Below are 18,115 nucleotides of genomic sequence, written 5' to 3'. Positions count from 1 at the left end.
AGAATTCGATATTTCTGCTCAGATTTCCTGCGCAGAAGTGGCGATCCACAGATGTGCTCAGAGCTCGAAGTCCACGGCGACACGGGATGCCACGACCGAGCGGATGTAGGCCCCGGCCTCCTTGTGGGCCGGATGCACCTGATAGGCCTCCAGCGCCTCCAGCGAATCGACGTCGGCGATGAGGGTGACGTCCCAGTTGACATCGGGATGCGCGACGTTGACGCCCGCTGACAAGGCGCGCAGTTCGGGCACGACACCCATCAGGCCCGTCAGGCGACGCACGACCTCGGCCGCCTGCTCGGCGCGCACCGTCTCATCCTCTTCCGCGAGCTTCCAGCTCACCACGTGACGGATCACGTCGACCTCCTCGAATCACTCGGCACGAAACTCATCCGATCGCCTCCTCGAGCGCGGAGCGCAGGCGCTCCGGGGAGACGCGCCAGTGCGCGTGCAGCTCGCCGTCGATGAGCACGACAGGGATCTTCTCCCACCACCGCTCATACAGCGCCGAGTCGTCGTGGATGGACTGCTCGACGATCTCGAGCTGTTCGGCGGCAGCATCCGGAAGCTCCGCGACCACCGCGTCGATGACATCGCTCGCGACGTCGCACAGGTGACAGTCGGGCTTGCTGATCAGCGTGAGGGTGGTCACTTCTCGACCGGATGCCCCTGGGCGATCCACTCGCCCGTACCGCCCTCGACGTTGGTCGCGTCGTAGCCCCGCGACTCGAGCGCCTCGACGGCACGCGCCGAGCGCCCACCGGCTTGGCAGATCACGTCGAACGCCTCGCCGGGGAGCTCGTCGAGCCGGTCGCCGAGCTCGGAAAGCGGCACGTTGACCGCGCCAGGAACGTGGCCGGCGGCGAACTCGTCGCGTTCGCGCACGTCGATGAGGGGCACGCCCTCACGAGCCGCGAGCTGCGTGACGTCGATCGATTTCATGGCATCCTCCCGCGGAGACACGAAGCGCCCGTCCGAAGACAGGCGCTCGGTGTCATGCCGCTTACTTCTTGTTGCGGCGCTGGTGGCGAGTCTTGCGAAGCAGCTTGCGGTGCTTCTTCTTCGCCATGCGCTTACGGCGCTTCTTGATGACTGAACCCACGGAAACCTCACTAAGTCAGGGGCTGGATGCCACGAAGGCGGGCACCCGGGCACGGGCACGGAAATGCCTCGGACGATTCTAGCAAACGGTCGGGCTCACCCCGAACCGAGCACTCAGATCATCCTACGTCGGCGATCGGCCGATTCAGTGCGTCTGCGACAGCGGACTCCGGCACGCGGTAGCTGCGGCCGAACCTGATCGCCGGCAGCTCGCCGGCGTGCACGAGCCGGTAGACGGTCATCTTGGACACGCGCATGAGCTCCGCGACCTCGGCGACCGTCAGGAATCGTGCATCTTGAACGTCGGGCATCCCCGGTACCCCTTTCTGCTGAGCACAGCATATGGGTAAGGTGCGACTGCTGTAAACCACTGTGACTGGTGTGAGCGCCGTGACAGCCCGGTGAGGCAGGCGTCCTGGTTGCGCTCAGGACGCGTCGCGCTGTGCGCGCGCGACGCGCTCCGACGCCTCTTTGCGCACCTGCTGTTCGGCCTTGCGGGCGCTGCGCAATGCCTTCTGGGCCTCGCGCACGGCCTTCTGCGCCTCATGCACCGCCTTCTGCGCAGCGCGATACCGCTTGTCGCTCTGCACGGCGGCGTCGTCCTCCACCCACGTCTCGGGCTCGGCGTGCGGGGCGCCGTCCGCGAGCGCGGCGACGTACGCTTCCACCCCGTCGAGACAGCGCTCGAGGCCGAAGCGGAACGGATCCGCATCGGAGGCGAAGGCGCCGGCGTCCACGGCGGCGCGCAGCGCCGGGAATTCGACGTCGGAGATCAGCAGGTCGTACAGTGCGGCCTCTTCGGCCGTGACGGCATCCGGCGCTTGGCCGCGCTCCCGCATCCGATCGGCATAGCCGGCCATCACGACGCCGCAGAAGCGCGCCTGCCCTGCAATCAGGAGGGCCACGGCGACCCGTTCCTCCGAAGTGAGCGGCGTGGCGGCCAGCGCGTCCAGCGCGGCATCCAGCCAGGCTGAACCATTGGGTGTGACGGGTGACCCCTCGATCGGAATCGACAGCACCCACGGGTGCGCCATGAACATGGCCACCTGGGCGCTGTACAGCTGCCTGAGCCTGGCCCGCCAATCGCGGTCCGCGTCGGGCTCGGGCGGAAGCCCGATCGCCTGCTCCTGCATGAGCAGGAGCAGATCGTCCTTGGCGCTGACGTACCGGTACAGCGACATCGGGGTGAATCCGAGGCGCGAAGCGACCGCAGCCATCGAGACTGCGCCGAGACCCTCGGAGTCCGCCAGCTCCACAGCCACGTCGACGATCCGCTCGACGCTCATCTCGCGCTTCGGGCCGCGCTGCGGGTCGGCCGCGACACCCCACGCCAGGGCGACACCGCGAGGCAGTTCGGGTTCTTCCGCTGTCATGGCATCAGTCTATTCGTTGTGTAGGTGATAAACAGTATGTTAGCGTCATACACAGTTTCGGCTATACACAGAAGGGAAATGCGATGCCACTCGCCATCGACGTCCGCGGACTCGCCAAGAGCTTCGACGGCCACCGGGTGCTCACGGGTCTTGACCTCACCGTCGAACGCGGCGAGATCTTCGCCCTGCTCGGGGTCAACGGAGCAGGCAAGACCACCGCGATCAGCATCCTCACCACGCTTCTGCGCCCTGATCGCGGCACGGTTCGCGTCGCCGGCTACGACATCGAATCCGCACCCGTCGAGGTGCGCAGACGCATCAGCCTCACGGGCCAGTCCGCAGCGGTCGACGACATGCTCACCGCGACCGAGAACCTCATGCTCTTCGCCCGACTCGCAGGCCTGGGTCGGAGGTCGGCTCGCTCGCGCTGCGAACAGTTGCTCGACCGGTTCGGGCTGCGCGAATCCGCCCGCCACCGCGTCGGCACGTTCTCGGGAGGCATGCGACGGCGACTCGACCTCGCACTCAGTTTCGTCGTCACCCCCGAGGTGCTGTTCCTCGATGAGCCCACCACGGGACTCGACGCCCGCAGCCGCCGGGCACTGTGGCAGGTGATCCGCGACGTCGCCGCCGCGGGCACCACCGTGTTCCTCACCACGCAGTACCTCGAGGAGGCCGATCAGCTCGCGGACCGCATCGCGGTACTCGACGGCGGACAGGTGGCCGCGCTCGGCACCGCATCGCAGCTGAAAGAGCGCGTCGGCGGCGAGACCGTGCGACTGCACGACTGCGAGGGGGCCCTGCTGCAGGAGGTCGCCACCGACGGCACCGTGGCAGGGCTGCGTCTCGCGCTGGACCGCCTTGACGAGTCCGGCGCCGAGGGCGTCGTGACGCTGCGCAAGCCGACGCTCGATGATGTCTTCCTGGCCCTCACTGCCGATCCCGCGGCAGCCGACCACAGGCACGCCCTGGCCGAGGAGTCCGCATGACCACCGCATCTCCCGCGCGGCCCCGGATCGGCGGGCTCACCGCCGAGCGCATCTTCGTCGGCCGCAGCCTGCGCCACTCGATTCGCGACGGCGAGTCCCTCCTCATGGCGATCCTCCTGCCCGTGCTGCTCATGCTCGTGTTCACCTGGGTGTTCGGCGGAGCGATATCGCCTGATGGCCGGTACGTCGACTACGTCGTACCGGGCATCATCCTGACGTGCGCGGGCTTCGGAGCCTCCTCGACAGCGCTCTCCGTGGCCTCGGATATGAGCAATGGCATCGTCGACCGGTTCCGAACCATGCCGCTGCGCGCGAGTGCCGTACTGACGGGGCATGTCATCGCGAGTCTGATGCGCAACAGCATCGCGACCGCCATCGTGTTCGGGGTGGCAGCAGTCGTCGGCTTCCGTCCGCTCGCCGATCCCGTCGCCTGGATCGGCATCGCCGCGATCCTGATGCTCTACATCCTGGCTCTGACCTATCTGTTCGCGGCGATCGGCTTGGCCGCGTCGAGCCCCGAGGCCGCCAACGGGTACGGGTTCATCCTCCTGTTCCTGCCCTACCTGTCCAGCGGATTCGTGCCCGTCGAGAGCATGCCGGACTGGCTGCAGCCGATCGCGACGCATCAGCCGCTCACTCCGATCATCGACACCCTTCGCGGGCTGCTGCTCGGAGAGTCGTTGAACGGTGAGCAGTGGTGGGCCGTGGGATGGTGCATCGTCGTCCTCGTGGTCGCCATCGCGTGGGGTGCGTGGCTGCACCGCCGGAGAGCGGGACGAAGGTGACGCTCAGCTCAAGCGCTTGAACGCGCTGGTCACCACGTGCTTGGCGGATGCCGCGGCGCGGCCGACCACCTCGGCCGCGTGTGCGGCGCCACCCGGGAGCGGTGCGAACGGAAGGTCGGGAGCCTGGTCGCCGTAGGCATCCATCAGGAACGGCACCAGCCAGTCATCGACGGCCTCGAGCGGGCCCACCGAGATGCTGTAGAACCGGCGCTGACCCTCTTCGCGAACAGTGACCAACTCGGACTCGCGCAGCACCTTGAGGTGCTTGGAGACGGTCGGCTGGCTGACGCCCAGCTCGCTCACGATCTCGGTCACGCTGGTTCCGGCATCGCCCTCGGTGGAACGACGCAACAGCAGCTGGAGGATGTCGCGCCTCGTGCCGTCAGCGATCACGTCGAAGATGTCCGTCATGCCCTCAGGGTAGTCGGCACGGGCACCGAGTACCACGCGCGCGCACGGAGTACCATGGCGAAAGCTCGGCGAAGGTCGCCGCGTGCACGGCGACAGGGGGATGGATGTCGGGCATGATGTCGGCATCTTCCTCGCAGAGCGGACTCCACACCGCGGTGCGCCGCGTCAAGCACCTCGTGACCTCGTCGCCGTCACGGTTCGCGATCGTCATCTTCGCCGCGCTCATCCTGTTGTTCACGGGGCTGCTGTCGCTGCCGATCTCCTCCTCCGACGGCTCCGTGACCCCGCTCAGCGACGCGCTCTTCACCGCCGTCTCCACGATCTGCGTCACCGGCCTGACCACGGTCGACATGAGCGCGCACTGGTCCGGCTTCGGACAGGTCATCATCTTCATCGGCGTGAACATCGGCGGGCTCGGCGTGCTGACGCTGGCCTCGCTGATGGGACTCGTCATCTCCAAGCGTCTGGGCCTGAGCGCCAAGCTCCTCGCCGCCGGAGACAGCAACCCGCTGCGTGCGCACGGCGGGGTGGTCAACGAGAGCCAGACGGTCCGCCTCGGCGAGGTGGGCCAGCTGCTGACCACGGTGGCGGTCTCGGCTCTGATCATCGAGGCGGGCCTGGCCGTGCTGCTGTACCCCGCGCTGGTGATGGCGGAGGTCGATCCGGTGTCGGCACTCTGGGAAGCACCGTACTTCGCAGCGATGTCCTTCACGAACACGGGTTTCGCCCCGAACGCCGGTGGCGTCGCCGCCTTCGGAGATGACTACCTGGTGCTCATTCTGCTCATGGCCGGGGTCTTCCTCGGCAGCATCGGCTTTCCGGTGATCTATACGCTCGCCAAGCATGTGTGGCACGTGAAGCGCTGGTCCCTGCACTCCAAGCTCACGCTCGTCACGACGGTACTGCTGTTCTTCGTCGGGGCGGGCGTCTTCCTACTGCTCGAGTACGGCAACCCGCGCACCTTCGGCTCGATGGACGCGGCCGACACCACCATGCAGGCCTTCTTCCTGTCGGCGATGACGCGCTCCGGTGGCTTCAACGTGATCGACATGGCCGATCTCAACGGCTCGTCGATGCTCGTCGCCTGCATGCTCATGTTCGTCGGCGGTGGCTCGGCCTCCACCGCCGGCGGCATCAAGGTGACCACTCTCGCCGTCCTCGCCATCGCCGTCTGGTCCGAGGCCAGGGGACGGCAGTCGGTGGAGGCGTTCGGCCGCCGCATCCCCTCGGATGTGCAGCGCGTCGGTCTCTCAGTGGTCGCCTGGGGGGCGACCATCGTGGCGGTGTCGACCATAACGATCACGCAGATCACGCAGCTGCCGGTGGTCGACGTGCTGTTCGACGTCATCTCCGCGTTCGGCACCGTCGGACTCACCTCCGGCGTCGCAGAGGCGCTGCCGGATGCCGGGTCGTACGTGCTCGCCGCCACCATCTTCATGGGGCGCGTTGGTACAGTGACTCTCGCCGCGGCCGTCGCCGCGACATCCCGTTCGCAGCTGTATTCGCTGCCCGTGGAAAGGCCGATCGTTGGTTGAGATGGTTCGCGGCGACGCACCGGTGCTCGTGATCGGGCTGGGACGTTTCGGCGCCGCCTGCGCAGGAGAGCTCGATCGTCTCGATCGGGAAGTGCTGGCGATCGACGGCAGCCTCGAACTCGTGCAGAAATGGTCGGATCGCGTCACGCACACCGTGCAGGCCGACGCCCGCAACATCGACGCGCTACGGCAGATCGGCGCCCAGGACTTCCAGGTCGCCGTCGTCGCGGTGGGCTCGCTGATCGAGGCATCCGTCCTGATCACCGCCAACCTCGTCGACCTGAAGGTGCCGCAGATCTGGGCGAAGGCGGTCTCGCAGTCGCACGGCAAGATCCTCGCGCGGGTCGGCGCGAACCACGTGATCTATCCCGAGCGGGAGGCCGGAGAGCGCGTTGCGCACCTGGTGAGCGGACGGATGCTGGACTTCATCCGTTTCGACGACGACTTCGTCCTCGCGAAGATGTACCCGCCGAAGTTCATCCGCGGCATCGGCCTGAACGAGTCGGGCGTGCGCACGAAGTACAAGGTGACGGTGGTGGGTGTGAAGAGTCCGGGCAAGCCGTTCCGCTACGCCGAGGCGAACACGGTCGTCACCAATCACGACCTCATCATCGTGTCCGGCACGAACAGCGACATCGAGCGCTTCGCCGGTCTGGATCGCTGACCCCGGCACGTGCCCGGCCGTGTCCCAGAAATGGCGGGTCGGCAGCATCCTCACCCGCCAGGACTGAGACACGCGCACCCGGCTGGTCCACGAAGGGTGAGTCCACGGCATCCGCACCCGCCAGAACGGGGACATGCGCACGCACCGGGGCGCGCGGCCGACCAGCACACGACCTGGACGGCATGTCGCATTCGACTCGCCGCACGTTAGAGTCGTGCTCAGCACGCGGCATCGTGGCCGCGTCCCGTACCGCAGGAGCGGCGATGAACACATCCGAGACCACACTGTTCGACGGCATCTCGTCCCGCATCGTAACCACGTCACGACTGGCCACGCAGATCCTCGAGCGCGCCGGGGACGACCCGGGCACTCCCCCGCACCAGACCGTCGTGTTCGTGCACGGCAACGTCTCCTCCGCGTTGTTCTGGCAGGAGATCATGCTCGCGCTGCCGAGCGACCTGCGCGTGATCGCGGTCGACCTCCGCGGGTTCGGCGGCAGCGAGTCGCAACCAGTGGATGCCACCCGCGGGCTGCGCGACTTCAGCGACGACATCGCGGCGCTGTTCGACGACCTCGGCCTCGTGTCGGCTCATCTGGTCGGCTGGTCGATGGGCGGCGGCGTGGTGATGCAGTACGCGCTGGAGCATCCGGTCGTCAGTCTCACGCTGCAGGCACCGGTCTCGCCCTACGGGTTCGGCGGCACCCGGCGAGATGGGACGCGCCTCACGGACGACGATGCCGGCTGCGGCGCCGGCGGCGCCAACCCGGACTTCGTGCAGCGTCTGCAGGATCGCGACACCGGCGCGGATGCCCAGACCTCCCCGCGCAGCGTGTTCCGCTCCAGCTACGTCTCCGCCGGCTACACGTCGCCGCACGAGGACACCTGGGTGGCATCGATGCTCACGACCTCGACCGCCACGGGCAACTACCCCGGGGATGCCGTGGAGAGCGCGAACTGGCCGGGATTCGCGCCCGGGGAGATCGGCGTGCTGAACTCGATGGCGCCGCGATACTTCGACGTCACCGGGATCGTCGACCTGGATGAGAAGCCGCCGGTGCTGTGGGTGCACGGCACGGCAGACGCCATCGTCTCGGACGCCTCGTTCTTCGACCTGAACCACCTGGGTGCCCTGGGGATCATCCCGGACTGGCCAGGAGCCGACGTCGCTCCCGCGCAGGAGATGGTCTCGCAGACCCGTGACGTGCTCGACGCCTACGCCGCAGCGGGCGGCGTTGTCACCGAGCTGAGCTGGGAGGGCGTCGGCCACTCACCGCATCTGGAGCGCCCGGAGGAGTTCCGCGCGGCACTCCTCGCGCACATCGGGAGGGCTGAGCGGCAGCATCCGTCCTGAGCGCCGTGGAATTCAGGCGCCGGCGGCGAGCTCCTTCGCGCGGGCGAGTGCCGCGGCCGTCGCCCGGGCGAACATGTCGTCGAGATGCGCCTCCTGCATGACGGCCACGGCCCGTTCGGTCGTGCCCTTCGGGCTCGTGACTCGCCGGCGCAGTTCCGCGGGGTGCTCGCCGGATGCTTCAAGCAGGGCGGTCGCGCCGATGAAGGTCTGCTCGGCCATGAGGCGCGCATCCGCGTCCGAGAAGCCCATCCCGGATGCCGCCTTGGTGAGCTCCTCGATGAGCAGGAACACGTAGGCGGGGCCCGATCCGGAGACCGTGGACAGCGGGTCGATCTGCGACTCGGGCACCTCAATGACCGCGCCGACGGTCTCGAACAGCGCGCGCACGAGCGCCATGTCCTCGGGCGTCGCCGCGGCCCCGGCGGCGATGCCGGTCACCGCGCGGCCGACCGTCGCGGGGGTGTTCGGCATCGAGCGGATGACATGGGCGTCCGCTCCCAGCGCCGCGGTGAACGTGTCCAGGGTCACGCCCGCCGCGAGGCTCACGACGATGGCATCGTCCCGGAGCACCGGCGAGATCTCGCGGAGCAGGTCGGGCACCATCGCCGGCTTCACCCCGATCAGGACGATGCGCGCGGTCGCTGCGGCGTCGGTGTTGCCGTCCGGATTCTCCTCCAGGGCGACACTCGTCACTCCCGCCAGGGCTGCCAGTGCGTCCGCCTTCTCGCGCGAACGATTCGTGGCGACGATGCCGCCGTCGACCGCCGCTCCGGAGGCCACGACGCCCTGAAGGATCGCCCCTCCCATCGAACCGGCACCGAGGAATGCAAGGGAGGGGAGCGTGTCGACCATGCCGCCATCCTACGAGCCGTGTGCGCGCGCGCCGTGTCCCTCGGCCCGGGAAGGACGCCGTCGTAGACTCGGTGCCATGAGCGCATCCGGTGGCAGCAAGGCGATCGTCGCAGCACTCCTGGCCAATCTGGGCATCGCCCTGGCGAAGTTCGTCGCGTGGGCGCTCTCGGGATCGGCCTCGATGCTCGCGGAGGCGATCCACTCGGTCGCCGATTCGGGAAACCAGCTGCTGCTCATGCTCGGCGGGCGCAAGGCATCCAAGCGGGCCGACCAGGCGCACCCGTTCGGATACGGACGTGAGCGGTACGTGTCGGCTTTCGTCGTGTCGATCGTGCTCTTCTCGCTGGGCGGACTGTTCGCCGTCTACGAGGGCGTGGAGAAGCTGACGCATCCGCATGCCATCGATCAGACGTGGTGGTGGCTGCCCCTGGCCGTGCTGGTGATCGCGATCGGCCTCGAGTCGTACTCCCTGCGCACCGCCATCCGTGAGAGCAACCTGGTTCGTGACAAGAGCCAGTCCTGGCTGTCGTTCGTGCGCCGCTCCAAGGCTCCGGAGCTGCCGGTCGTGCTGCTGGAGGACACCGGGGCGCTCACCGGCCTCACCTTCGCACTCCTCGGCGTGGGTCTCACGCTGATCACGGGCAACCCGGTCTTCGACGCCCTCGGCACGCTGATGATCGGTCTGCTGCTCATCGTGATCGCTCTGATCCTGGGCATGGAGACCAAGAGCCTGCTGGTCGGGGAGGGTGCCAACCCGGGCGATCACGATCTGATCGTCGATGCGATCTCGGGTGGCCCGGACGTGGTCAAGCTCATCCACATCAAGACGCTGTACCTCGGGCCGGACGAGCTGATGGTGGCAGCGAAGGTCGCCCTCACCGCCGACAAGACCGTCCGCGAGGCATCTGCCGACATCGACGAGATCGAGCGGCGCATCCGTGCTGCCGTGCCGGCCGCGCGGGTGATCTATCTGGAGCCGGACGTCTACCGTCCCTCGCTCGACCCGGAACCTCCGACCGACGCGTTCGTGCTGAAGTCCTCCGACTGACGCCGCCGTGATCGACCGGCTGCGGAGCGAGCTGGCGCGCGCCGACCTGCCGCCCGTCACCGAGCGGAAGCTGCGTGCGCTGCTGCGGGTGCTCGAGAACGATCCGCAGTCGCAGCTGCAGTCGCTCGCCCTGGTCGAGCCCGGCCCGCACGCGGTCGTCTCCTTCGGAGATCTCCACACCGCGGATCTCATCGTCGTCGTCCTGCACGGCATCGACACCGACCTGCTGGCGTTCGCGGGGTGGGCGGATGCCGCGCAGCGCATCTGCGCGGACATCATCCGCTCGTGCGTGGCGCGGGGCGAGCCGCGCAGCGTCGCGACCGTGGCGTGGTTCGGATGGGAGTCGGGCACGCACGTCTCGGCGCTCGCGACCAAGCATGCGACCGTCGGCGCTGCCAGGCTGGCGGTCGACATCGATCGCCTGGCGGCGCGCACTCCCCACGCGCACATCGCGGTGGTCACCTACTCGTATTCGTCGACGCTGCTCGGTGAGCTGTTCGCCATGGACTTCGGCGCCGACGTGCGCACCGCCTTCTCGATCGCCTCGGCCGGGGTCACGCATGCCGCCGGTGCCGCCCTCGAGGATGCGATCTCCCGCGGGGATCTCACGCTCTACGCCACCGAAGCCGCCAACGACAGCATCGCCCCGCTCGGGCGGCTGGGGCAGCATCCGCTCGACCCGAGGGACATCCCCGGCGTGATCGTCTACGAGTGCGACGGCGGAGAGGCGCCGCAGGCGGACGGGACCACCACGATCGGCACCGCCGTCGAAGGCCATTCGTCGCAAAGCTCGATCGACGAGCACGGCGGCCGGCACATCGGCTACTTCGACCAGGGCGCGCAGGGATACCTCACGCTGGTCGCGCGGCTGGCGGATGCGGCCATCGGCGCCCCTTGACCCGGGGCGCTTCGCCGTGGTCGGTCAGCGGCGGGCCGGGGTCGGATTCAGCGCCGCGACTCGAAGAAGTCGCGCAGCAGGGCCGTCGCCTCGTCGGAGCGGATGCCGCCGATCACTTCCGCGCGGTACGGAAGCCGCCGGTCGCGCAGCAGGTCGTACATCGAACCCGCGGCTCCGGCCTTGTCGTCCCAGGCTCCGAACACCACCCGGCCGATGCGCGCCTGCAGGATCGCCCCCGCGCACATCACGCAGGGCTCCAGGGTGACGACGAGCGTGTGATCTTCGAGGTTCCAGCTGCCGTACGCTGCGGCGGCGGCGCGCAGCGCGACGATCTCGGCGTGCCCGGTCGGGTCGTGGGTCTGCTCGCGGATGTTGCGGCCCTCGCCGACGATCCGGCGCTCGGGGTCGAGCACCAGTGCGCCGACCGGCACGTCGCCGGCCGAGCCGGCGTCCGCGGCCAGCTGCAGTGCGCGGCCCATGGCCTCGTCGTATGCAGCGGTCATGCGTCGAGCCTATCCGTGGCCGTTGCTTCCCCTCCGCCGCGAAGCCGTCCCGCGGCGAGGACCCGCCCCGGTAATCTGTTCTCATGCGCGTTCATGTGGCCGATCACCCCCTCGTCACTCACAAGCTCACGGTGCTGCGGGATGAGAGGACCTCGTCACCGGTGTTCCGGCAGTTGACGGAGGAGCTCGTGACGCTGCTCGCGTATGAGGCGACCCGCGGTGTGAAGGTGACCCCGGTGGAGATCCAGACACCGGTCACGAAGACCACGGGGGTGAAGATCGCCGAGCCGCGCCCGATCGTCGTCCCGATCCTGCGTGCGGGTCTCGGAATGCTGGAAGGCCTCGTCAAGCTCATCCCCACCGCCGAGGTCGGCTTCCTCGGCATGATTCGCGACGAGACGACGTTCGAGCCGACCACGTACACCGAGCGTCTGCCCGACGACCTGAGCGATCGGCAGTGCTTCGCCATCGACCCGATGCTCGCCACCGGCGGTTCCCTGGGTGCGGCGATCCAGTTCCTCTTCGATCGTGGCGCGAAGGACGTCACCGCGATCTGCCTGCTCGGTACGCCGGAGGGCGTCGCAGCGATCGAGAAGCTCGTCGGCGACCGCGACGTCACTCTCGTTCTCGGCGCCCTGGATGAGCGCCTGAACGAGAAGGGCTACATCGTGCCCGGCCTCGGCGACGCCGGCGATCGTCTGTACGGCACCGCCTGAGACCCGCGGTCAGACCTTCAGTAGGTACGCGCGCTCGTCGCCGTAGTGCGTGAATCCGGCGTGCGCGAGGATCGGCGCCGAGGTGGCGATGCGGCCTTTCACGAGTGCGGTGGTCGCCCCGAGCTGAGCGCCGTACCGCAGCCGCTCCGCCAACACGGCTCGGTAGGCGCCGCGACCGCGTGATCCGGCGAGGGTGGCAGCGCCCCAGAGGCGCACGAAGCCGTCGATGACCGTGCAGCCGCCGGTGCTGACGGCGACCCCGTCGACGCGCGCGAGCATGCAGGCGCCTTCCCCGGTGTCGAGGCCCGCAAGCACCTCGGCCAGCTCCGCATCCAGCCCGTCGTCGTCGAGCGGGTCCTGTTCCCAGACGGGCACGTTGATCGCATCCACCTCGCGCACCTGGTCGCGGGTCCGCACCACCTCGGCAGTGATGCCGTCGGGCACGTCGATCGGGATGCCGTCGATCGGCCGCGCGAGCACCGCGACGGTGTCGATGTGCTCGGCTCCGCGGCGTCGCAGCTCGTCCTCCAGGTCCGGCCGATCGGACGCGTTGGTCCAGAACGTCAGCGTCTTCTCGCCCCACGCGCGCGTACGCTCGACGGCATGGTCGAGGACTCCGGCTGCGTCCTTCGTCGATACCACCTGCGACGCTTTCACGCCGCCGCCGAAACGCGGCGGGTAGCGCACCAGCTGAAGCTCGGACTTCTCCTGGTCGGCGTCACGCGGGAACCACACCCAGGCCGCGGATGCCCGCATGATGTCGTCAAGACTGTGCATGCCGCCAAATCTATCGGTGGTCATGCTCGGGTCAGTGGCGGTCGGCGCCGACGAGGCGCGCGAACGCGCTCAGTCGCGCCACGCCCTCCGGCGTCCACGGAAGGTCATCGAGCAGCGCCGGGGAGTGCACGAGGTAGGCGACGCTCTTCGCCCGCGAGATCGCGACGTTCAGCCGGTTCTGCAGCAGCAGGAACTCCGGTCCACGGGGCGCGTCCCTGCCGCTGGATGCGGCCAGCGAGGTGATCGAGACCACGGCCTCCTTGCCCTGGAAGTTGTCGACGGTGCCGACCGGCACGTCGGCGAAACCGGCCGCGGTCAGCTCGTCGTGGATCAGCTGCTTCTGTGCGTTGTACGGTGCGACCACGATGATGTCGCACTGCTCGATCCGGCGTCCTGCGACATCCGCATTCCCCTCCCTGTAGCCGCGCCCGATCAGGTCGCGCACGATGCGCACGACCTCCTCCGCCTCCTCGGGGGACTGCGTGGCGTTGCCACGATGGCGGATGGGCAGGACGTGCAGTCCCGGCTCCACGCCGTCGACGACCTGCGTCTCGGTGCCGGCTGCGGACGCCAACCGCCCTGCATACGCCAGCTTCGAGACGGGCGCCGCCACCGCGGGGTGCATCCGCCACGACTCGGCGAGGAAGTAGCCGTGAGCCGGGTCGATGACCGAGGCGCCGTCCATCACCCAGCCGAGTGCGGAGGTGTCGACGGGTTCGGGGTGCGTGCCCTGGCTCACCTGCGGCAGCTGCTGAGGGTCGCCGAGCAGCAGCAGGCTCTTCGCTCCGGCCGCGACGGCGATCGTCGAGGCCAGCGAGAACTGACCGGCCTCGTCGATCACGAGCAGATCGAGGCCCTGCCTGTCGACTCGGCGGGTGTTGCTGTAGTCCCAGGCCGTGCCGCCCACGACGGCGCCGCCCTGGGCGTGCTCGGCGAGGAAGGCCGCCATGCCGTCCTTGCGGATGACGGTGTAGGGCGGCTCGGCATCGGCATCCTTCGGGGCCTTGGCCACCTTCGCCCGGTCGACGCCGTCGGCCACCACCCGCTCGAGCAGGTTCTCGACGATGGCGTGGGACTGCGCGACCACGCCCACCCGATAGCCGTGCTCGTTCACGAGGCGGGCGATCACCTGGGAGCCGGTGTAGGTCTTGCCCGTGCCGGGAGGACCCTGGACTGCGAGGTAGCTGGAGTCGAGGTCGAGGACGCCGCGGACGATGGCCTCGATCGTGTCGCCGCCGGTATCGGGCAGGGCGGCACCTGAGACGGTGCGCGGCGCGATCCGGCGCAGGATGTCGGTGGCGGCGTCGGCGGGGAAGCTGGGCGCGGCCTGGTGGACGGACGCCGCCCACTCGTCGATCGCACCCTGCTGCGAGGCCACGTTCGGAGGTGCTGCGGGTGCGAGCGCGACGGGAAGGTCGTCCCAGGTCTGCCCCTGCACGGTGCGCTCGCGCACCACGTATCCGTCGTCGAGGACCTCCACGACCTCGACCTCGTGCGGCATGTGGATCACCCGCGACGGTCCGGATGCATCGAACGGGGTCGGAACCGCATACAGGGCGAACGGACGCCCTCCGACGCCGATCGTGCTTCCCGGCGCGACCTCGCCGCGCAGGCTCAGCAGTCTCGTCTGAGTGCGCTGCCCCTCGGCCACGCCCCAGTCCTCCTCGACACCGCTCGATTCCACGTCGATGCGCAGCACGTCGCGGGTGCTCTCCCAGATCGAGACGGGCTCGCGCAGCCGCTGGAAGTGCCCCTGCCAGAAGCTCTTCGCCTCGCGCGGGTAATAGTCGATCGCGGCGGCGGCGACCCGGAAGGTCTCGCCGTCTCGTCCCTGCTGCTGCGCGTGCAGTGCATCGGCCTGCAGCGCGAGAGACAAAGAAGACGGCTCGTACGCGCGGCTCTCGGGGTCGTCCGGCGGCGCGGGCAGCACCCCCTCCTGCTTCGCGAGGCCGATCAGCCAGTCGCGCAGCCGCTTCGTGGACACGCAGTCATAGCGGTTGTAGTCGGCGAGATCGTCGAGGATCTGCTGCGCTTCAGCATCCTGACCGGTGTCGACCAGCGCCCGAGCCTGTACGTACTGGACGATCGAATCGTCGCCCTTCTGCACGTCGCTGGTCCGCACCTCCGTGCCCATGTAGAGCGGCTCGAGCTTCTTGATCGAGTACGAGCGCGAGCCGATCCGCACGGAGCGCAGCACGATCGGGTACAGATCCACGAACACGCCTTCGCGCAGAAGTCGATCGAGGTCGGCCTCCCCCGCGCCGTGACGCGCGGCCATCGCCGCCAGGTGGGAGGTCTCGTACGGCGCGTAGTGGTAGATGTGCAGGTCGGGGTGGGCCTGCCGCCGCAACTTCACGAACTCGAGGAAATCCAGCAGAGCCTGCTTCTCGTCCGCGAAGGTGTGCGCCCAGAGGGCGGAGTACCGCTCGTCGTTGTCGATCCAGCCGAACAGGTAGTCGATGCCCCACTGCGGCTTGTCACCGCGTGAGCCGACCGGCTCGGTGTGCAGCGGGTCGCCCTCGAAGTCGAAGAAGAGGTCGCCGTGGCTCGGGCGCGGCATCAGACCGATCGCCCGGGCCGAGACCAGCTCGTAGGGCGGGGGGTCCTGGAGATCGAGGGCCACCCCGGCCTGCAGCCGCGCCTGAGAACGCAGTGCCGTGAACGTGTCGGCGTTCATGCCGTCGGGCGCGTCGGAGGCCGCGGCCAGATCGTCGATCGTGTGGATTCGGGCGGCGCGCAGCCGCTGGCGCTGCACGGGTCGCATGCGAGCGACCATGAGGAGGTCCCGGTGCGAGATCACCTCCTCCTCGCACGTGGCGCAGCGCCCGCAGGCGGTGATCTGCAGGTCGCCGCGATCATCGCCCCAGGCGAGCGGAGCTCCGCCGGACCCCGCAGTGATGTCGCGATCGGCGATCAGTGCGCGCAGGCGTGCGCGCCGCACATGGAACAGCGGCAGGATGTCGTCGACGTGGTGAGTGCTGGTGCTGCCGTCGCCGAGGAGCAGATCCACCTCGTCGGAACGCGGGATGCCGAGGCGGTCGAGCTGATCGACATATGCCGCGAGCTGCATAAGGGCGGTCGCGCGCGCCGTGCGCGCCAGCTTGGAATCCTGCACACGCCAACGGCCGTCGCCGCCACGGGTGATGAAGTCGGCGAATCCGACGAAATCGGGAGCGGAGAAAGCGGCCTGGAAGACGACGGTCGCCGCGGAGCGCAGCGCCCGCTCGGTGTCGAGGACCACGGCGCCCAGCTCGTCGTCATCGCTCGAACGGACCTTCGGCAGCGTGACGACCCCCGGGCCGCCGTCGACGGATTCGCCGAGCTCCGCGACGTAGCGGGCGAGGACGGCTTCCTCGTGCAGGTCGCCGAGCCGCGCGGCGCGGGCGAGCGTGGCATCCTCCGGCTCCTCCACCGCAGGCACTCGACCGAGCTTGGCGTCGATCGCGCGCATCCAGGCGAACTCGCATTCCGCGGCCGCCTTCAGGTCGCTGGCGCTCCAGACGACCCGATTCTCTGCTGCGATGACCCGCACGATGCCCCTCTTCCCTGCCCACGACCGGACTCCTTCGACACTATCGGCGGGGTGGGACATCGCCGTCGCCGACGCCGGGGTCAGGGGCGGAGGGTCAGTGGTGCGCGGTCACCGCCACCAGGAATCGGCCGGAGTGACGGGCAGGTGCCGCTTGTGCCGCGTCGCGACGTACTTCGCCTCGATGAGCGTCGCCACCTCGTGCGCGACCTCGCGACCCTCCAGGTAGTCGTCGATCTGCTCGTATGTGAGACCGAGTTCGTCCTCGTCGGTGCGCCCGGGCCGGTCGTCGAGCAGGTCGGCGGTCGGCACCTTCTGCGTGAGATGGCGGGGCGCCCCGAGCTGCTGCAGCAGCAGGCGTCCCTGCCGCTTGTTCAGGCCCGAGAGCGGCAGGATGTCGGCGGCGCCGTCGCCGAACTTCGTGTAGAAACCGGTCACGGCCTCGGCGGCGTGGTCGGTGCCGATCACGAGCAGCCCGTCGTGACCGCCGAGCGCGTACTGCGTCACCATCCTCAGCCGCGCCTTGATGTTCCCGCGGTTGAAGTCGGTGATCTGCTCACCGAGCCCCTCTTCGAGGTCGGTCTCGACGCCTTCGACCCCGTGCTGGATGTTGACCGTCACCGAGCGGTCGGCGGCGATGAAGGCCATCGCGTCCTCGGCATCCGCGGCGTCATGCTGCACGCGGTACGGCAGACGCACGGCGAGGAACGTCGCCTCTCCGCCATCGGCGCGCACCTTCTCCACGGCGAGCTGCGCGAGCCGGCCGGCGAGCGTCGAGTCCTGCCCGCCGGAGATCCCGAGCACGAAGCCGCGGGCGCCGGTGGCGCGCAGGTAGTCGGCGAGGAAATCGATCCTCGTCTCGACCTCGCCCAGCGGGTCGATCTCGGGCTTGACGCCCAGGTCGTCGGCGATCTGCTGCTGCATGGTCACGGCGGTCTCCTCTTGTCCGGGGCACCAGGCCTTCTGGTCAGGGTTTCCAGTCTCCACCTGACAGGATGAATGCGTGAAACTTCTTGTCGCCGCACTGGACTCCGAACTGCAGGCCTTCCCCCCGGAGCTGGCCGGATTCGATCGACTGGTGACGGGCCCCGGCAAGCTGATGGCCGCTTACGGGCTGACCCGAGCGCTGGACGCGAAGGCCGCGGCGGGTCGCCAGTACGACGAGATCGTCGTGGTCGGAACCGCCGGTGCGGTGGACGACGAGGTCGAGTCGGGCATCTACGACGTCGGGACCGCGATCCAGCACGACGTGCAGGATCTCGACGGGGTTCTGGGACGGCATGTCTCGCTGCCGCATCGCGTGGCGACCGGCAGGGAGGGCGTCACGATCGCGACCGGCGACAGCTTCGTCGACGACGCGGATGCCGTGGCGCGCATCCGTTCCCTCGGTGGTCTGCTCGTCGACATGGAGACGTTCGCGTTCGTCTGGGTGGCGCAGCGGTTCGACGTGCCGATCCGGGTGCTGCGCGTGGTCTCGGATCGCGCACAGGACGGGGCGACGCAGCTCTGGGACGACGTCGTGGCGGAGTGCAGCGCTCAGCTGTGGAGCCACGTGCAGCGCGAATACGAGCTCTGAGCGCCT

At 68.8% G+C, this 18,115-nt stretch carries 21 protein-coding genes; 9 read left to right on the top strand and 12 right to left on the bottom strand.

Annotated features, from left to right (window positions below):
* Window positions 1-57 precede the first annotated feature (57 nt).
* The 6 genes from ACFQY2_RS05970 to ACFQY2_RS05945 form a co-directional block, all read right to left on the bottom strand.
* Window positions 58-357, bottom strand: a complete 300-nt coding sequence (locus tag ACFQY2_RS05970; RefSeq protein ID WP_378744736.1) for a Dabb family protein — start codon at window positions 355-357, stop codon at window positions 58-60.
* A gap of 31 nt (window positions 358-388) precedes the next feature.
* Window positions 389-652 (bottom strand): glutaredoxin family protein, encoded by a 264-nt coding sequence (locus tag ACFQY2_RS05965; RefSeq protein ID WP_378744735.1) that lies wholly within the window; start codon window positions 650-652, stop codon window positions 389-391.
* Window positions 649-942: a rhodanese-like domain-containing protein gene (locus ACFQY2_RS05960; RefSeq protein WP_378744734.1), complete on the bottom strand. Its 294-nt coding sequence runs from the start codon at window positions 940-942 to the stop codon at window positions 649-651. The genes ACFQY2_RS05965 and ACFQY2_RS05960 overlap by 4 nt, the downstream gene beginning before the upstream one ends.
* Before the next feature lie 61 nt (window positions 943-1,003).
* A complete protein-coding gene (locus ACFQY2_RS05955; protein WP_003792170.1) occupies window positions 1,004-1,102 on the bottom strand; it encodes a 30S ribosomal protein bS22 in 99 nt (32 codons plus the stop codon).
* Window positions 1,103-1,220: 118 nt separating this feature from the next.
* Complete coding sequence (locus ACFQY2_RS05950) at window positions 1,221-1,412, bottom strand: helix-turn-helix domain-containing protein (protein ID WP_307368004.1); 192 nt, start codon at window positions 1,410-1,412, stop codon at window positions 1,221-1,223.
* A gap of 114 nt (window positions 1,413-1,526) precedes the next feature.
* Window positions 1,527-2,474, bottom strand: coding sequence for a TetR/AcrR family transcriptional regulator C-terminal domain-containing protein (locus ACFQY2_RS05945; RefSeq protein ID WP_378744733.1), 948 nt, complete (start codon window positions 2,472-2,474; stop codon window positions 1,527-1,529).
* Window positions 2,475-2,557: 83 nt separating this feature from the next.
* Here ACFQY2_RS05945 and ACFQY2_RS05940 point away from each other — a divergent pair, with 83 nt between their 5' ends.
* The gene (locus ACFQY2_RS05940) at window positions 2,558-3,463 is read left to right on the top strand and encodes an ATP-binding cassette domain-containing protein (protein WP_378744732.1); all 906 of its coding nucleotides are present in this window, start codon (window positions 2,558-2,560) and stop codon (window positions 3,461-3,463) included.
* Window positions 3,460-4,248, top strand: coding sequence for an ABC transporter permease (locus ACFQY2_RS05935; RefSeq protein ID WP_378744731.1), 789 nt, complete (start codon window positions 3,460-3,462; stop codon window positions 4,246-4,248). Before ACFQY2_RS05940 ends, ACFQY2_RS05935 begins: the two co-directional genes overlap by 4 nt.
* Before the next feature lie 3 nt (window positions 4,249-4,251).
* Here ACFQY2_RS05935 and ACFQY2_RS05930 read toward each other — a convergent pair whose 3' ends face one another.
* Window positions 4,252-4,659: an ArsR/SmtB family transcription factor gene (locus ACFQY2_RS05930; RefSeq protein WP_378744729.1), complete on the bottom strand. Its 408-nt coding sequence runs from the start codon at window positions 4,657-4,659 to the stop codon at window positions 4,252-4,254.
* A 113-nt stretch (window positions 4,660-4,772) separates the two neighbouring features.
* On the opposite strand from ACFQY2_RS05930, the gene ACFQY2_RS05925 reads away from it, so the two are divergent.
* The 3 genes from ACFQY2_RS05925 to ACFQY2_RS05915 all read left to right on the top strand — a co-directional run bounded on the left by ACFQY2_RS05925 (window position 4,773) and on the right by ACFQY2_RS05915 (window position 8,210).
* Window positions 4,773-6,194 carry a TrkH family potassium uptake protein gene (locus ACFQY2_RS05925; RefSeq protein ID WP_378744728.1) on the top strand — a complete coding sequence of 474 codons (1,422 nt, stop codon included), beginning with the start codon at window positions 4,773-4,775 and terminating at the stop codon, window positions 6,192-6,194.
* Between the two features lies 1 nt (window position 6,195).
* Window positions 6,196-6,858: a potassium channel family protein gene (locus tag ACFQY2_RS05920; protein WP_378744727.1), complete on the top strand. Its 663-nt coding sequence runs from the start codon at window positions 6,196-6,198 to the stop codon at window positions 6,856-6,858.
* A 263-nt stretch (window positions 6,859-7,121) separates the two neighbouring features.
* Entirely contained in the window at window positions 7,122-8,210 is a 1,089-nt protein-coding gene (locus tag ACFQY2_RS05915; protein WP_378744726.1) for an alpha/beta fold hydrolase, read from the top strand.
* A 12-nt stretch (window positions 8,211-8,222) separates the two neighbouring features.
* On the opposite strand, the gene proC is transcribed toward ACFQY2_RS05915, so the two are convergent.
* Window positions 8,223-9,062, bottom strand: a complete 840-nt coding sequence (proC, locus tag ACFQY2_RS05910) for a pyrroline-5-carboxylate reductase (RefSeq protein WP_378744725.1) — start codon at window positions 9,060-9,062, stop codon at window positions 8,223-8,225.
* A 76-nt stretch (window positions 9,063-9,138) separates the two neighbouring features.
* Between proC and ACFQY2_RS05905 the strand changes: the two genes are divergently transcribed.
* Together ACFQY2_RS05905 and ACFQY2_RS05900 are read left to right on the top strand one after the other, a co-directional pair.
* A complete protein-coding gene (locus tag ACFQY2_RS05905) occupies window positions 9,139-10,110 on the top strand; it encodes a cation diffusion facilitator family transporter (protein ID WP_378744724.1) in 972 nt (323 codons plus the stop codon).
* 7 nt (window positions 10,111-10,117) lie between these two features.
* Complete coding sequence (locus tag ACFQY2_RS05900) at window positions 10,118-11,008, top strand: alpha/beta hydrolase (RefSeq protein WP_378744723.1); 891 nt, start codon at window positions 10,118-10,120, stop codon at window positions 11,006-11,008.
* A 47-nt stretch (window positions 11,009-11,055) separates the two neighbouring features.
* Here ACFQY2_RS05900 and ACFQY2_RS05895 read toward each other — a convergent pair whose 3' ends face one another.
* On the bottom strand, window positions 11,056-11,511 hold the full coding sequence (locus ACFQY2_RS05895; RefSeq protein WP_378744722.1) for a nucleoside deaminase: 456 nt from the start codon (window positions 11,509-11,511) through the stop codon (window positions 11,056-11,058).
* A gap of 83 nt (window positions 11,512-11,594) precedes the next feature.
* Here ACFQY2_RS05895 and upp point away from each other — a divergent pair, with 83 nt between their 5' ends.
* A complete protein-coding gene (gene upp / locus ACFQY2_RS05890) occupies window positions 11,595-12,227 on the top strand; it encodes a uracil phosphoribosyltransferase (RefSeq protein ID WP_378744721.1) in 633 nt (210 codons plus the stop codon).
* Between the two features lie 9 nt (window positions 12,228-12,236).
* On the opposite strand, the gene ACFQY2_RS05885 is transcribed toward upp, so the two are convergent.
* From ACFQY2_RS05885 to nadE, 3 genes are all read right to left on the bottom strand, one after another.
* The gene (locus ACFQY2_RS05885; protein ID WP_378744720.1) at window positions 12,237-13,004 is read right to left on the bottom strand and encodes a hypothetical protein; all 768 of its coding nucleotides are present in this window, start codon (window positions 13,002-13,004) and stop codon (window positions 12,237-12,239) included.
* Window positions 13,005-13,035: 31 nt separating this feature from the next.
* A complete protein-coding gene (locus ACFQY2_RS05880) occupies window positions 13,036-16,536 on the bottom strand; it encodes a TM0106 family RecB-like putative nuclease (protein WP_378744719.1) in 3,501 nt (1,166 codons plus the stop codon).
* 108 nt (window positions 16,537-16,644) lie between these two features.
* Window positions 16,645-17,457: an ammonia-dependent NAD(+) synthetase gene (nadE, locus tag ACFQY2_RS05875; protein ID WP_378745038.1), complete on the bottom strand. Its 813-nt coding sequence runs from the start codon at window positions 17,455-17,457 to the stop codon at window positions 16,645-16,647.
* A gap of 79 nt (window positions 17,458-17,536) precedes the next feature.
* Between nadE and ACFQY2_RS05870 the strand changes: the two genes are divergently transcribed.
* On the top strand, window positions 17,537-18,109 hold the full coding sequence (locus ACFQY2_RS05870) for a nucleoside phosphorylase (protein ID WP_378744718.1): 573 nt from the start codon (window positions 17,537-17,539) through the stop codon (window positions 18,107-18,109).
* Window positions 18,110-18,115 lie beyond the last annotated feature (6 nt).

This window comes from Microbacterium sp. GCM10027623 (assembly GCF_042666935.1).
Classification (GTDB): Bacteria; Actinomycetota; Actinomycetes; order Actinomycetales; family Microbacteriaceae; genus Microbacterium.
The sequence above is the reverse complement of the archived record's forward strand: the minus strand, read 5'-3'. Positions and strand labels throughout refer to the sequence as shown.